At 34.7% G+C, this 16509-nt stretch carries 11 protein-coding genes; 2 read left to right on the top strand and 9 right to left on the bottom strand.

Annotated elements, in window-relative coordinates; translation table 11 throughout:
- Positions 1-34: 34 nt before the first annotated feature.
- The 5 genes from LUU93_RS17200 to LUU93_RS17180 all read right to left on the bottom strand — a co-directional run bounded on the left by LUU93_RS17200 (position 35) and on the right by LUU93_RS17180 (position 10081).
- Positions 35-3355 carry a glycoside hydrolase family 2 TIM barrel-domain containing protein gene (locus LUU93_RS17200; protein WP_232682401.1) on the bottom strand — a complete coding sequence of 1107 codons (3321 nt, stop codon included), beginning with the start codon at positions 3353-3355 and terminating at the stop codon, positions 35-37.
- A gap of 182 nt (positions 3356-3537) precedes the next feature.
- A complete protein-coding gene (locus tag LUU93_RS17195) occupies positions 3538-4662 on the bottom strand; it encodes a glycoside hydrolase family protein (protein ID WP_232682400.1) in 1125 nt (374 codons plus the stop codon).
- Between the two features lie 158 nt (positions 4663-4820).
- Positions 4821-6500 carry a glycoside hydrolase family protein gene (locus LUU93_RS17190; protein WP_232682399.1) on the bottom strand — a complete coding sequence of 560 codons (1680 nt, stop codon included), beginning with the start codon at positions 6498-6500 and terminating at the stop codon, positions 4821-4823.
- 154 nt (positions 6501-6654) lie between these two features.
- Positions 6655-8856, bottom strand: coding sequence for an alpha-L-rhamnosidase-related protein (locus tag LUU93_RS17185; protein WP_232682398.1), 2202 nt, complete (start codon positions 8854-8856; stop codon positions 6655-6657).
- A gap of 439 nt (positions 8857-9295) precedes the next feature.
- Positions 9296-10081 carry an AraC family transcriptional regulator gene (locus LUU93_RS17180; RefSeq protein WP_232682397.1) on the bottom strand — a complete coding sequence of 262 codons (786 nt, stop codon included), beginning with the start codon at positions 10079-10081 and terminating at the stop codon, positions 9296-9298.
- Between the two features lie 128 nt (positions 10082-10209).
- On the opposite strand from LUU93_RS17180, the gene LUU93_RS17175 reads away from it, so the two are divergent.
- Positions 10210-11424 (top strand): MFS transporter, encoded by a 1215-nt coding sequence (locus LUU93_RS17175; RefSeq protein ID WP_232682396.1) that lies wholly within the window; start codon positions 10210-10212, stop codon positions 11422-11424.
- Positions 11425-11755: 331 nt separating this feature from the next.
- Here the strand turns inward: LUU93_RS17175 and LUU93_RS17170 are convergent, their stop codons facing one another.
- On the bottom strand, positions 11756-11977 hold the full coding sequence (locus tag LUU93_RS17170) for a SymE family type I addiction module toxin (protein WP_232682395.1): 222 nt from the start codon (positions 11975-11977) through the stop codon (positions 11756-11758).
- A 148-nt stretch (positions 11978-12125) separates the two neighbouring features.
- Here LUU93_RS17170 and LUU93_RS17165 point away from each other — a divergent pair, with 148 nt between their 5' ends.
- Complete coding sequence (locus LUU93_RS17165; protein WP_232682394.1) at positions 12126-12335, top strand: helix-turn-helix transcriptional regulator; 210 nt, start codon at positions 12126-12128, stop codon at positions 12333-12335.
- Positions 12336-12373: 38 nt separating this feature from the next.
- On the opposite strand, the gene LUU93_RS17160 is transcribed toward LUU93_RS17165, so the two are convergent.
- From LUU93_RS17160 to LUU93_RS17150, 3 genes are all read right to left on the bottom strand, one after another.
- Positions 12374-13567 (bottom strand): hypothetical protein, encoded by a 1194-nt coding sequence (locus tag LUU93_RS17160; RefSeq protein WP_232682393.1) that lies wholly within the window; start codon positions 13565-13567, stop codon positions 12374-12376.
- A 222-nt stretch (positions 13568-13789) separates the two neighbouring features.
- Positions 13790-15370 (bottom strand): sodium:solute symporter, encoded by a 1581-nt coding sequence (locus LUU93_RS17155; RefSeq protein WP_232682392.1) that lies wholly within the window; start codon positions 15368-15370, stop codon positions 13790-13792.
- Positions 15367-16431 (bottom strand): Gfo/Idh/MocA family protein, encoded by a 1065-nt coding sequence (locus LUU93_RS17150; protein WP_232682391.1) that lies wholly within the window; start codon positions 16429-16431, stop codon positions 15367-15369. The genes LUU93_RS17155 and LUU93_RS17150 overlap by 4 nt, the downstream gene beginning before the upstream one ends.
- Positions 16432-16509: the final 78 nt, after the last annotated feature.

Genomic DNA, 16509 nt, shown 5'->3' with positions numbered 1-16509 from the left:
TGCAGATTCCTTTTTAATTTTTAATTCTTAATTTTTAATATTTAAACTTCTTCAAACTATTTTCTAATTCATTTTTTGAACCGCTGAAAGGCGTCAAATAAAAACTGTACTCATAATCTCCAGATTTAATTTGATATTGTTCTAAAGGCTGTGCAACCGATGTCCAGCTGTCATTTCCTCCCACTCCCATTTGGATTAAATCGATGTTTACCGTTAAAAATCCTGGGTCTTTCAAATCGTACGTATGTCCTGCTGAACTTAGATTTTCTTGTGTATACGGCCATGCGCTCATACTTAAAAGTTTAGTATCGTTTACTACTAAAAATCCGTTGTTTTTTTGCGGAGTGCTTAGCGCCATCCATCTCACATCACATCTATTTCCATTTTCCTGCGGTTTTGGATAATGTTCAATAAAATCATTTATTGGAAGTGAATATTTCCCAACAAACGAACCGAAACTTCTGTCGCTGTAATTTTCCAATTCTCCTTTTCCGTACCACGAAATCTGATCGAATTTTCTTTGAACTCCCATCTGCATTCCGATTTTTGGAATGTTTGGCAATTTGTTTGAAGCTTTTAAACTGTAATCTACTTTTATTAATCCGTTTGGTAAAATATTGTAGACCACTTTTACACTCGCACTATCTTTTATAATTTCGTAATCACTTGTGATTTTAATTTCCGAAGCTGATTTATCAATTGAAATGTTGACCAATTTTGGTTTTGCTTTATACCATTGTTTCAATAACTTTTGCGATTTCCATCCACGTTTGTCGTTGTCTGTAAGTGGTCTTACGAAGTTTGGCAATAGCGGTGCAAAAACTTGTTCTTCTCCGTTAAAAATATAAGATCTCAAAGCTCCGTTTGCTTTTTCAATTGTAATGTCAAAAGTTTTTCCTTTGATTTTGAAATCTGAATCAGATTCAGAAAAATTTAAAGTTTCTTTTTTAGATTCTGGAGAAATCACTTCTTTCTTTTTCAGCAGAAACTGATCTTCCGCGACAGCGTAACCTTTTGAAGCCCAAAGTTCATCTTTTGAAAGCTGGAATTCTATATTTAAAATATATTCAGCATCTGCTTTCATTTTTGGCAGATAAGAACTGATATCTAAAGTTGTTGATTGTCCTGCTTCAACTTTAAATGGTTTTAAAATCTGAATTTTAATCACGTTTCCATTTTCCAAAACTTTTAAAACCGGAATATAACCTTCTAATGATTTAACGGCCTGACGATTTTTGATTTCTAACTGATTTCCGTTTAAAGTTGAAATCGCTGGCTGATACACCCATTTGTTTTCAAAAATAGAACCTTTTGGTTTTCCGTTAGAATCTACAATTCCTTTTGTATTGAAGTTTCCGTCATGATATTTTTCTCCAAAATCCCCTCCGTGAGCAAAATAATTTTGACCTGATCTTGAATCAAATTTTACTAATCCCTGATCTTTAAATTCCCAAATGCAGCCTCCAATCACTCTTGGAAGCGAACGAAATTCATCCCATAATTCTTTTAAATTTCCAACTGAATTTCCCATTGCATGAGAATATTCAACGAAAATAATCGGTCGTGTGTCTTTCTTTTGATCAACCAAAAATTTCGGAGTGAAAACGCCCGGATAAAAACGACTGACCATATCTACATAGGAATCGTCCTGCGGGTTTTCGAATCGATAAGCATGATCAATTGTTTTTGGATATCTAGGATCAAGCGGATCTATGTACCCATCTAATTTTGCATTTCCCTGCGCTGGTTCGTAATGTACGGGACGTGTAATGTCAAAATCGTGAACCCAACCCGACATTGCGGAATGGTTTGGCCCTTTTCCGCCTTCGTTACCCAAACTCCACATTACAACCGATGGATGGTTTTTATCACGTTCTACCATTCTCATCATGCGTTCCATATAAGCATTTGTCCAAAGTGGATCATTGCTTAATTTTCCGCCAATTCCGTGTGTTTCCTGATTCGCTTCGTCCATAACCATGATGCCGTATTGATCGCATAATTCGTAGAAATAAGGATCGTTTGGATAATGACTTGTACGTATAAAGTTGAAATTGAACTTTTTAATGGTGGCAATATCTTGTTTGATATCTTCTCTTGTAACCGCTTTTCCTCTTGTTGGATGATGATCATGACGGTTTACGCCATAAACGTAAGTTTCTTTTCCGTTAATGAGCATTTTTCCATTCTCTTTTGAAAATTCAATCAAACGGAAACCGACTTTACAGCTTTTAGCTTCGGTAACATTTCCGTTTTTATCTTTTATGGAAATAACCATTGTATATAAATTCGGCTCTTCTGAACTCCATTTCTTCGGATTTTTAATCGTTTCTTGGAAGAATCCAAAACGGACATTGTCCAGTCGTGGATAACTTTCATTGATTAAATCAATTACAGGTCTTTGAAGCGGTTCTTTGAAGATTGCTACATTATTAGCATCGTACAATTGAACATTCATCGTATAATCTTTGATTTTTTCTCCTGTCAAATTCTCTACTTTCGGTCGCAGTTTAAAAATCGCATCTGTATATTGTTTGTCTAATTTCGTTTGAACAAAGAAATCCTGAATACGCAATTTTGGCTCAGCCATAATGAAAACTTCACGCTGGATTCCGCTTACACGCCAGTGGTCCTGATCTTCTAAATAAGAACCATCTGTCCAGCGAATTACGCGAACAGAAACTACATTTTCTCCTGCTTTTAAATAAGGCGTAATATCAAATTCTGATGGCAGAAAGCTGTCTTCACCGTAACCTAAAAATTCTCCGTTTAACCAAACTTCAAAACCTGAACTTACAGCTCCGAAATGTAAAGTCACGGTCATATCTTTCCAATTTTCCGGAACGGTAAAACTTCTTTGATACGAACCAACTCCGTTATAATCTTTAGGGATATAAGGCGGGTTTATGGGTCTAAACGGATAAACGGCACTTTTGTAAATCGGGTTATCATATCCTTTCATTTCCCAATTCGAAGGCACTTCGATTTTATCCCAGCCTGAAACAGTATTTTTATAGAAATCTTTTGAAGCTTCTTTCAAGTTTACAGCATATTTAAAATCCCAATCTCCGTTTAACATTTGGATTCGGCTTTTGGTTCTGTCGCCTTTTAAAGCATCTTCTACAGAAGTATAGGAATAAGCTGTTGCTCTCGAAGGCTGTCTGTTGATGCTTGTAATCGTTGGATCTTCCCACGGAGCGAATTCGTATTTTTTATGTAATTCTGGAACTCCCGCTGGTTCTCCTGTTACGGATTGGGCTTGCGTGTAAGTTGTGAATAGCAAAATTACAGTCAAAAAGTCGAACATCGAAAGTCGAAAGTTGAAAAATTGCTGAATATGATTTGGCTTAAACATTATTTTAATTTTAGTTTTTTTGTCATTTCGACGAAGGAGAAATCGCACTAGAAATTCCTCAATTTTAATCGACAATCTTTGTGGTTACGAGTGTGATTTGCTTCGCCTATTCGCTATCGCTCGGGTCTCGTTCCTCGAAATGACAAACTGGATCTTAATACTTAATTCTAAATACTAAATACTTAATTCTTCTTCTTTTTCTCCGGCGGTGCTACAAAATTCAATTTGCTTTTCCCTAAATCTTTAGAAGTTGCGATTGCAATTCCTCTTTGTTCTGCTTTATTAACGGCACAATAAAAATGATAGACAACACCATCATGTTTTACCACAAATGATTTATGAGCAAACAAATCGTCGTATGGTTCTGATGATTTAACTAAATCGTCTCCTTTCCAATCGGTCCAGTTTACTAAATCATTCGAAACTGCAAAACGGTTAAATGCACCTTGATTCCAACCCGTCCAGAAAGCTCCAAAATAGAACATTACCCAAGTATCATTAATACGCTGAATATAAGCATCTCCCGAAATTCCTTTATGATGATTGATTAATGGTTTATCGCCATAACGTTTCCATGTTTTCATATCGTTTGAAACCGCCATTGCAATACGCTCAGCACCTTTTGCAGGATTTATACTGTCTCCACGGGCATTGTAATACATGATAAAATTGTGTCCTGTCAATTTATCCTTATCACGAATTACACTGTTTTTATACATCGTACTATTGTCCCACCATTTGGCGTCTTTATCTTTTGGCGTTAAAACCGGATTTTCTAATCTCTGAAATTCGTGTGGTTTTGTCGGTGCTTCTTTGGTATAAGCCATTCCGATTGATAAAACGCCTGCTTCATAACCTTTACTGTCTCCGCCAAAATAACTCATCCAGTATTTGTCATCGTACTTTTCCCATTCGTAGCTTCCGCCCCAAGTTGGATCTTGCAACGAAATATATCCTGCTTTTTGGTTCACATCCCAGTGTTTTTCATTTTCTGAAAATGACATTACTTTTCCCAGATGTTTCCAATCTAATAGATTATCGCTTTCTGCTAACCAGGTTTCGTAACCTCTTCCGTCGTAAATTAAATACGTCATGTACCATTTGCCATCTTTTCTAAATACACTCGGGCAATCCATTTTATATGAGTTATCGGTCGGAACCATTACCAAACCGTATTTATAAGGCGTTTTGATTTCTTCGTAAATCTCCTGCATTACACTGTCAGTAATTTCTCTTTTCTTGTATTTGGTTGCACAGCTTGTTATGGCAAGTGCTGAAATGGTTAGGATTAGGTATTTAATTTTCATTTTTATGTTTTTTATGGCACGCAGATGACACAGATTAAACTGATTTTCGCAGATTTCTTTTTCTTTTTTCTTGCCACAGATTAAAAGATTATCACAGATTTATTCTCATTTTAAAATTAAAATCCGTGCGAATCCGTTTAATCCGAAAAATCTGTGGGCTACTTCTTCAATTCCTTTAAACGTGATTCCATCACATCTTTGTTCAATTTTACTTTTACCATTCCTGTTGGATGAAATCTTCTCTTCAAATCGATTGCATTGTACACGATTGTGTAAACATCATTTCCTTCTGGGATTAAACACAAAGGCGTTCTCATAATATCCCACCATTTATCTACTTTAGTTTCTATTGGTAAATAATGCGCTTCTGCCCAATTAACACCATCTGCTGATAATGAATACGCAATCATATTTGGTAAATGATGTCCCCAGCCGTCTGGGCCTCCGTCGAAAATCGCGATGTACATTCCGTTTGGCAACTGACTTACAATTGGATTTTCTACGAATAACGGATGCATGGTTTTAATTGGTTCCAAACCTTTGTTCATTCTTAACCAAGGGCCTTCTAAACCTTTGGATTCGGCTAAAGCCACAAACCAGCCTTTTCCTGATTTCTTCGGATAATCTGCCCATGAATTAAACGGATAAGCGCCACTATAAAATCCGAAATATTTATCGCCAACCTGATACGGAAAAAACGAAGCAACACCCTGACGACCTTCCCAAGGTTGAGAATCCAATCCGGGTTCCATAATGATTCCCATATCTTTATATGGTCCGCCAATTCCGTTGATTCCTTCAACCGTTGATTCACAACGCCAAATTCTTCCGAAAGAGTGATTTGGTTCTATTTCTTTACTAACGGTGTAAGCTAAATAATAGCCGTACCATTTGTTTGCTTTTTCATTAAAAATTGGCATATACGACCAAATTGCAGCACGACGATCGTTCATTGGGTTATCGTCTTCGGTAACCGCATAAGTTCCACTTGCTTGGTAGATTGTAGATTCTCTTTTCCAATGGATTGCATCTTTACTTGTCCAATGTCCAATTTTGGTTTTTACACGATCATAATAGTAATCTACTCCTTTTTCACCTGCTCTTTCGGTTGGAAACATATGATACGTATCGCCAACTTTTACTACTCGTCCTCCTTCAAAACCGCCTTGAATTCCTTCTGTTCCAGACATTCCTTCATCGATAACGGGTTTATTTTCTCCGCCAATAATTTCGAAAAGAGGTTTTTCATCTGAATATCCTTCAACAATAAAAGTTGGATTCCAAAGTTTTCCGTCTGGGAAATTGGCATTTCTTGGTTCAAGTTTTTCTAAGGCTTTTACAACTCCCAAAACAGCAAATAATCCTTTTCCAAAATTTATAGTTTGAGTTCCTTTCGAAAAAGAAACCGCATATACATTTACTGACGATAAACCTGTAATCGTCAATCCGTTTTCTAAAATTAATTTAGCATTTTGAAGCTTATCAGCTTGAAGATATTCTGAATTATTTTCTTGAAAAACTCCAATTAAAACCTGAACTGGCTCTTTAAACTTTAACTGCAAAGGTGAGTAGTCAGTTCCATTTTTATATTTATCTAAAGGAAGTTCAATTCCTGTTAAACCTTGCAATTCTGGAGCTAAACGAACAATATTGTGTTTGCTTCCTGAAAATACATGAGCGTATTGTGTCGTTTTGAAAGTTTTATAATTTGATTTTACAATTTCAAATGGCGCTGGTTTCCATGCTGTTGTTTGTGCTGTCGCTTGGATGCAGACTGCTAATAACATTAGGAAAGCGGTTTTAAATTTGAAGTTGTATTTTTTATTTTTTGAAAACATTGGTTTTTTATTTTTTTGTTTTTTTGTCATTCCGACGGAGGAGGAATCACACTAGGAATTCCGCAACAGTAGTCGACAATCTTTATGGTTACGAGTGTGATTCCTCCTTTCAGTCGGAATGACAAACTGGACGTTATAAACTAATTACTAGGCACTAATAACTAAGAACTCGCAAAGCCCTATAACTCACTTTATACTCCACATTCGGTTTTACAATCAATTGATATTTATTCTTTGCTAATTCTGTAATGGTACCTGAATTTGTTTTTGGTTTACCTGAACTTTCAAAAATCAATTTCCCTTGTCCTTCACCTGCTTTTACTTTGATTTCTTTAGTACTGCAATACACGGCAACTTCTCCGTTTGGTGTTGGTACTTTTCCTTCCATCCATTTTAAACCGCCAAGATTTGGTTTGATTTCGTATTCTGAATATCCCGGAGCAGTTGGTTTTACACCTAAATAATATTTTCCTAATAAGTAAATCGGACTTGCGCCCCAAGCATGGCAAAGACTTTTTCCGTAAGGACGTCCGTACATCGTTAAATGCTCTGTTCCTTTTTTGTTCGGATTGTATTCTTCCCAGAAAGATGTTGCGCCTTCATTCAGCATTCCGCCCCAATAATCTTTCATTTCTTTTAAAACATAATCCTGTTCGCCCATTGCGCACAAGGCTTCCAATTCGTAAAAACGCATATATGGTGTAGTAATTTGAAGAACATCTTTATTAAGTAACACTTTATTTTTTACGCTTTGTTTCTGTTCTTCAGTAAAATAATTGAAGAAAATACCGAACATATTCGCGTATCTCGTTACGATGTTTTGGATTTTTCCATCGATACGCTGGTGTTTCATTACGTTTTCCTTTTTATCCCAAAACACATCAAACAATTTTGTTTTTAAGTCATCACCCAATTTTTGATATTGCTTTTGGTCTTCAGTTTTTCCAGCAATTTCAGCACTTACCGCCATTGCTTCTAAACTTCTCGCTAAAAGCATTTGCTCAAAACTAACTTCTCCTGTTTTTGGAAGTCCGTCTGCCCAATCAATAAAAACCCAGTCTCCCTCTAATGGTTCCAGGAATCCGTTTTTGTTTCTTCTTTCTAGACAGAAATCCATAAGAGACTTCATTCTCGGATAAAAAGTTTTGATGAATTTTGTATCGCCTGTGTGTAAATAATAATCATAAACGCCCACAAACCAATAGAGCGAATAGTCCATTATGATATTTACGTGAGCCGTAACAGGATCTTTTCCTCGAAGCGCTAACAGCGTTCGTTCGACAGAAGCCGAATCAAAGAACAAATAATAATTCATCAAATAACTTTGATAAGCGTCGCCAGACCAAACCCAGCGGTCACGTTTAATTCCGTCGATAAAAAATTCGCGAGACGTTAAATGCATTGTGTAAGCAGACACATCCCAAATTTTATTCAATTGTTCATCCGAAGATTTGAATGCTCCACGATAATCTAATGGAAGATATTCATACAACATCGAAATAGAATCATATTTTACTCCTGCATCTGCTTGCACCTGAACATAACGAAATGCTTTCGATCCATCATGTGTGTAGGTTTCAGATTGTTTTCCATCAAAAGATAAATGATCTAAAGTTTCGCATTTAGCAGAATCCAATGCTTCTTCACGAGATTCTCCATAATACAATGCTAGTTTCCCTTTTCCTTTTAAACCGTGAATTTTAATGTAACCAAAAGTTTCTTTACCAAAATCTACCAACTGACCAACTCCTATTTTCTCTGTTTTCTTTGCAATCAAAGGTTTGGTTGTTAGTTTAAATCCTGAAGGTTTATTTTCTGGAGAATTAAAATCCCAAGAACCAACAGGAACCCAAGGCGTACCAGATTGTTGTGCTTTTCCAGTTTCATCAATCCAAAGTTTATCTTCGTTGGTTACCTTCCAAGATGCATCAGATTTAACATACTGACCCAAAATATAAATAGCCGGCAGCACTTCCTGATTATAAACTTTAAAGGAAATTTTGTGTTTTCCCGCAGGAACTGTAATTGATTTTGGCTGTCCATAAATTTGAACGCCATCTAAAAGCAATTGAAAAGGTCCTTCTGAGAAGATTTTCACCTCGTCTGGTTTTGGAATATCTACTTCTGTCTGAAAAGTGACCAAGGCATAAGGACTGTAATATTGCCAAAGCGGTGGAAATACCGCTTCACGTTCTGTACGTCTTACCTGCATTTTATTGCTTAACCAAACTTCAAAATCACCTGGATACCAGATCCATGTCGCTTCTTTTCGTTTTTCCTGCGCTGATACTAAAGAACAAGAAAAAAGAGCAGCAAAAAGAAGTAAAGTCTTAAAAATGGAAAAACGGTTTAGCATAGTAAGTGTATTTTGGGACTAAAGATAAATGTTCTCTTTACATTTCACACCCTGCACTATCCTGCTATTTCATAAAAAACAGTACTTTTTGATAATTTTTTAAGGGAAAAATTATGGGTTATCACTTTTTTAGTACTAAAAAAAATGATGTTAGAATTTTATGGGACACGGATGAAACGGATTCGCTATCGCGAAGACGCGGATGAAAAACGGATTTTAATTATTGCGCATTTTTGTCATTTCGACGAAGGAGAAATCACACGCGTATGTCTACAAAGATTGGACGCCATACTTTGCGGAGTTTCTAGTGTGATTTCTCCTTCGTCGAAATGACAATGATTGTGGTTAATTTAAATAAAACTAAAAGAAAAAATCCGCGTCAGTCCGCGTCTTTACGAAGTAAATCCGTTTTATCTGCGTTCTAATTTACGTTTACAATCTAAGCCGATAATTTATCGTTTTCATCTTCTAAAATATAATTAGAAGGCGTTTTGCCTAAATGCTTTTTAAACATATAAATAAAAGCGCTTGTAGTTTCGTAACCTAAATTGAAGGCAATTTCTTTTATAGATTGTTTTTCGCCAAGTCGTTTTATAGCTTCTAATAATTTTAAGCGAGTACGCCAGTCGCTGAAATTCATTCCTAATTCTTTGATGAATAACCGAGACAAAGTTCTAGTGCTCATAAAAGAAAGTTCGGCGTAATATTCTATTGTATTTTTGCTTGAAACATCATTCATTAAAAGTTCAACAACTTTTTGAAGTCTTTCGTGATTGGTTGTTGGCAAGAAAGTGGCGCTTGGTTCGATTAAAGCTAATTCATCTAAAAAAACGTCACTAATTCTTTTTTGAGATGGAGTAAGATTTCCTTCAACTCCAAAAGAAATAATTTTAAAAACCAGCTGTTTTAAAAACATCGGAATATCAAATGAAAAACTATTTGTTGGCAATCCTTCCATTGCAGACGGATCGATAAAAACGCTGTAGTAATTAACGTCTTTCTGAAAAGTAACCTGATGTTCTACGCCGCCCGGAAGCCATAAGCCCTGCAACGGATTCACAACCCAAATATGATTGCCAACCACAACATTCATGACGCCACGAGTTGCGTATATTAACTGACCTCTTGGATGCGAGTGCGAAATACACATCTCGTTGGTTACCATTTCGGTATAACCAATAACTGGGATTGAGGAATCTACTTGGTATCCAAAATCCGTAGCCATTCTATATGTCCGATATTGACTATTCATTGTCCAAATATAGCAATTCTGACATTAGTATTCTTTTAATCTTTGCAAAAAATAATGCAGCTGTTGTTTTTTAACCTAATTTAAAAATCAAAAAATATCTCATGGACACTATTAAAGCAAATCCTGACATAGTTAAAAAAACCACTTATTCTATCTTATTCATCATAAGTTTTTCTCATTTAATTAATGATCTTTTGCAGGCTGTTATACCTTCGGTTTATCCATTAATTAAAGAAAATTTTAATCTTAGTTTTACCCAAATTGGTATTATTACTTTAACCTATCAAATGGTAGCTTCTATTTTACAGCCGTTTGTGGGAATGTATACCGATAAAAACTCAAAACCTTATTCACTGATTGTTGGAATGTGTTTTACAATGGTTGGACTTTTTCTGGTTTCGATATCTTCAAGCTTTGTTTATTTATTATTATCAGTAAGTTTAATTGGGATTGGATCTTCGATTTTTCATCCTGAATCTTCACGTGTGGCGCATTTGGCTTCGGGCGGAAAAAGAGGTTTGGCGCAGTCTATTTTTCAATTAGGAGGAAATGCCGGAAGTGCCATCGGACCTTTATTAGCTGCTTTTATTGTTATACCACACGGACAATCTTATATCGCTTGGTTTTGTATTATCGCTTTAGTTGGTGTTTTTGCTTTGTATAAAATTGCGATTTGGTACACGGCACATTTATCTGAAAGAAATGCTAATAAAGCTTCTCACCAAATAGAAACACATCATCTGTCTAAAAACAGAGTAATTGCTTCGTTGATTATCTTATTGGTTTTGATTTTCTCTAAGTATTTCTATATGAGTAGTATTACAAGTTACTATACTTTCTTCTTGATAGATAAATTTCATATTACGATTCAGCAGTCACAAGTGTATTTATTCTTGTTCTCGGGAGCTGTTGCTGCAGGAACTTTGATTGGTGGGCCAATTGGAGATCGATATGGCAGAAAATACGTAATCTGGGTTTCTATTTTAGGTGTTGCTCCGTTTACTTTAATGTTACCTTATGTTTCTTTGTTCTGGGTTGGAACTTTATCTGTAATCATCGGATTGATTCTTTCTTCGGCCTTCTCAGCGATTCTGGTTTATGCAACTGAATTATTGCCCGGAAAAGTCGGACTTGTTGCGGGTCTTTTCTTTGGATTTGCTTTCGGAATGGGTGGTTTAGGTTCTGCTATTTTAGGGAAAATTGCCGATGCTACTAGTATTGAATATGTATTTAAGATTTGTGCGTTTCTGCCTTTGATTGGTATTATTACTGGGTTCTTGCCTAATTTGGAGAAGAAAAAGAAGGTTCAGGAATAATTTAATCTCGCAAAGTCGCTAAGACGCAAAGTTTTTATTAAAAAAATAAGATTTAATTGCGTCCCGATAAATCGGGATGAGAAAAAATACAAAGCTCAAAAGGCTTTAGCCAAAATATCTACAATTTGGCTAAAGCCTTTTTCTATTCTTTTTACATATAACTCCAGTTAAAACTGGAGGCAACTTATAAAATAGCTTCGCATTATTATTTATAATCTTTTTCAAAACATAGCCCGTGGTTTCAACCACGGGAAACGTATTTTGATAAACGGAATATTATATATTGCGTCCCCGTGGTTGAAACCACAGGTTATGTTTAAATAGATGATTTTTATTTCGTTTCAATTTCATTATTGGTTGTAATAATGATTTTATTTTGCTGATGTTCAATCGTTACGAAATTCCCGTAATTAAAACCGATTTTCTGAAGCCATTTTCCGCAAAGACGTATTTCTGGAAATATGACATAACGATGATATGATCGTGAAACAAACTTTTTATGTATTTTTAATTTTCGCTTTTCTAAACGCTTCACATTTTCATCTATCTTCATAAGAATATTTTTACAACACAATACTAAAACAAATTATATTTTCATGCAAATTATATTTGTTAAAAAAATAATTTTATGATTTTAAAATATAATTAAATGCCTAACATTTATTTCTCATATTTGCATTAGAAATAAATAAAACAGCATTTTGTCGAAACTTAAACTAAATAGAATAAAGATTGTTTTGCTCGAAAATAATAGAACTAGCAAAGATTTAGCTAGTCATTTAGGTAAAACTGAATCAACTGTTTCTCGTTGGTGTACTAATGAAGTTCAGCCAACTGTTGAAACACTTTATGAGATTTCTAAATATTTGAAGGTTGATATTCGGGAGTTGTTGGTTTCGACTACGAAGTAATCCGAATTTAATTTTATAACACTAATTAAGTCTTTTACTCAAAAATAAGTACTACTAATTGCTAATATTTTATCATTAGATTCTAAATGATTTTCATACAAAGTAATTAGGTTTTTAAAAATATTAAATTTTACTTTTTCATTATTTAGCAAATAGATCTTTGCAAGCAACTGAGAAAATGTAGCAACAGACATAAATATTGGCAAATCATTTTTATTATATTTTTCAACTACATTTCTAGTACTTTTTTCAGTCAAAATCACATTATCATTGTGTAGACAAATCTTTATAACAATTTCACAATTTTGTAATCTATCATTCAGTTCAATATTTTGAATTGATGATGTTTGAGTAAATATTATTTGCTCTGCATTATTTAATTGATCAACTGCCTTAACAAGTGCTGAATTCAATTGTCTTTGTTTGTTACTTAAAATATATTTTGATTCAATTATAATTACTGCGTTACGATATTCGATCAAAAAATCAGTTAATTCAGTATTATCGGTTTTTAGTAAAGAATGAAATAATTCTTGATTAGGGAGAAAATATCGTGTAAGATTAGCTCTTATTGATAATTCTTGGTTGTAACCATGTTTTCCATCTTCAAGAAAATCATTTAAATTATAATATTCTTTATCGTTAATTGATTTTTCTCCCCAATTTAAAGTTTCAGTATATGAAGAAATTATTATTTTTTCTTCTTTCGAATAATCTTCATTCTCAATTTGAATAGAAAATCCTTTAGATGGATTTTCAGGCAGAAAATAACCATCATAAATAGTTTCAAACTTAGTCTTTGAGCTTTCTATATTATCGTACCAAATCTTAAATTCTTCAAAATGATTTTTCTTCTTCAGAATTTTAGTGAATACGGAAATATTCATTTCATTAAAATAAACTACCCGAACTTCAGTAGCTTCTAATAATTTAATAGCGATTCTATCAAAACCTTTAAATTTTGTATCTTCATTGCTAAATTCATACCATGTTGTCCAAAGAGGGCTTACTGGGTGATCATGAATATACAAAGTTATAGTTCTAGGTGAAATTTTGGGATTCCTTAAAATTAGTTCAATATTAGCCCCTTTAATTAAACTAGTAATAACTGAAGCTTCAAATTTCAAAAGTAATACGACTGTATCATTCTTATCTATTTCAAAATAAAAACCTTGAACTAAATCAAAAACTTTTTGAAGAATACCACTACTTGGAAAATAAAAACCTGCCATAAATTGATTTAATACAATTGTCGCATTTAAATTAATATTGCAACTGTTTGAATGAAAACACTTTTATTACTAAACAATAAATTAAATTTATTAAGCCTTCTTATAGATTTACTCAAATATAAGGGATTTAAAATCATTTTCAACTTCAATTCTTCTTTAAAATAATTATAAAAAAAGCACTTCTTTAATACTAAAAAAGTGCTTTTTTTATATTGAAAATTCTTAATTCCCATTAAAAACCAAATACAAAACCAAAATCGTCAATCCCAACAAACCAAACAAAAGCTTCACCTTCTTACTAGTTTTAGGAATATCTCTTTCATCTGAAAAATTAACTTCAGGATTTTTATCGGTTACAGAAATAATCACTGCTGTTATTAAAAGCACAGCAAAAATGTAAAAGGAAATCAATAAAAAGTGAGGCCAAGCTGGATATTTATCAGCAGGAAAAATCCATAAATATAAAACACCTACAAACAAACTAAAAGCCGAACCCCACGAAAGTGTTGCATTTACGGCTTTTTTGGTAGTGCGTTTCCAGAAAACACTCAAAAGGAACACAACAGATAACGAAGGCGCCAAGAAACCTAAAACCGCCTGAAAAATGTTGAATAAATTCTGTCCCTTTATATTGTCAATCGCAACGGCAATCAAAATCGCAAAACCACAGCCAGCAGCAATCGTTAAACGACCAATTTTAATTTGATCCTGAATCGTCGCCGATGGGTTTATTTTTTTCACGTAAATATCATTCGTAAAAACGGTGCTCAAAGCATTTAACGAAGAACCAATAGTTCCCACCAAAACCGCAATCATTACACAGATTACCAAACCGTTCATTCCGCTTGGAAAAAGATTCGTAACCATGGTCATATAAGCCAAATCAGAATTGCTTCCTAATTCTGGATATAAGGCATAACACAAAATTCCGGGAAGAATAAACAACGGCAAAGCCATTACTTTTAGCCATCCAATGAAGTTTACACCCAATTGTCCTTGCTCCAGATTTTTAGCTCCCAAAACACTCTGAACCATCGACTGATCGGTACAGAAAAAAGCAACTGCAGCTACAGGATATCCTAATAAAATAGCAGGCCACGGATAATGTGCATCATCAGAAGGACGAATTAGATTCCAAAAATTAGAAGGTGTTTTGGCAATTAAAACATCGATTCCGCCTAGTTTTTGCAAACCTAAAAAGGAAAGTGTCAATGAAACTACAATTAGCAGAATCATCTGAAAAACATTCACTTTAGCAATCGCTTTTAATCCTCCCGCAAATGTAAATATTCCAGAGAAAATCACTAAAACGGTAACGCTCTGCCACATCGGAATTCCCAAAATCTGTCGTACTAAAACGCCTCCGCTGAATAATCCTAAAGACAGCCAGCTTACTAATATTTTGACCAAAGCATACCAAGCCAAGATATTCTGAGTACTGTCGCCATAGCGTTTTCCCATATATTCGGGCATCGTACTTACTTTACTTGCAATATATCTTGGCGCAAAAACCATTGCCAAAAGCAGTAAAAACACAAAAGCATACCATTCGAAATTTCCCGCTACAATTCCCGTAGCGTAACCAATACTCGCAAAAGCCAATAATGACGAAGGCCCAACATTGGTTCCCCACATATTAAACCCAATGCTGTACCAGTTTAAGGAATTTCCGGCCAGAAAAAGCGTTTCGTTTTTCTTTCTCTGTTTCATACTTACCACATATCCAATGACCAATAAAGCCACTAAATAACCCACAACAATAACAAAATCGAGCGTGGTTAATTTATCGTAAATACTGTTCATAGCCCGTATTCGTTAAGAATATCGGCAATTTTAACCGGTATTCCAGTTTGCAAAGATTTATCCATTGCTTGTAATAAAGCCACGGTTCCAATTCCTTCTTCCATGTTTGGATAAGCCTCAAAACCTTGCTCGATACTATCTGCAAAATATTCTAAATAATTTTGATATTCCCCGCCATGATGACTTTGCCCTTCAAAACGGAAATAATATTTTATCGTGCTGTCGCCCCAAGTAATCACTTTTTCTTCTCCAGTTTTGTCTGTAACGGCATAACGTAATTCATGATAATCGGCTTGACTTGCTCCTTCTGTTGCTCTTAAAATTGTACTCATGCCACTGTCGCGTTGCGCTGGCTGAGTTGGCGAAGTATATACACCGCTTACACGCGCGATTCTTCCATCGGTTGCTTTGAAGATAAAATGCATCGTATCTTCATTCTTTAATCCTGCATTTTGTCCGTTACTGCTGATCATTCCGTAGCCCATTACTTCCTGAATATTTGGCAAATACCATCTGATGAAATCTACAGGATGACTCAAACCTCCGTACAACCATTTAAATGATTGCAAAAGCGACCATTCTTTCTTTAAAAACCATCTATGATCGGCGTGATATTGTGCTTCAATCGTAATTAAATCTCCTATTAAACCTGCTTCATAATCGGCTCTTTGTCTTTTGGCTGGTTCGAAGAAACGGGAACTTTGACCGATGAAAACTTTCTTTCCTGTCGATTTGCTTAATTCTAGCAATTCTTTAGCATCCGAAAGATCATCAATAAATGGTTTTGTACAAACGACATGTTTTCCGTGCAATAAAGCTTGTTTTACATGTTGTGCATGAAGATGATCGGGCGTATAAATCGCTATAATATCAATTGAATTATCATTCAATAAATCGTCATAATTAGTAGTGTAAGAATGGAAATCGAATTCTTTTGCTCGCTGTTTGCACAATTCTTCGTTTCGGTCGCATATCTTAACGAGTTCTAGTTTTGAACTTTCTATAGCAGCCGACATTGTACTTCGTCCTTCTCCAAGTCCTAGAATGGCTATTTTTAACATGAGGTGTGGTTATTTTAGATTGTTGATTTTGTTTTTTTTTTGCCACAGATTAAAAGGATTAAATGGATTTTTTAATCT

The organism is Flavobacterium soyae, from assembly GCF_021245985.1.
Lineage (GTDB): Bacteria > Bacteroidota > Bacteroidia > Flavobacteriales > Flavobacteriaceae > Flavobacterium > Flavobacterium soyae.
The sequence above is the reverse complement of the archived record's forward strand: the minus strand, read 5'-3'. Positions and strand labels throughout refer to the sequence as shown.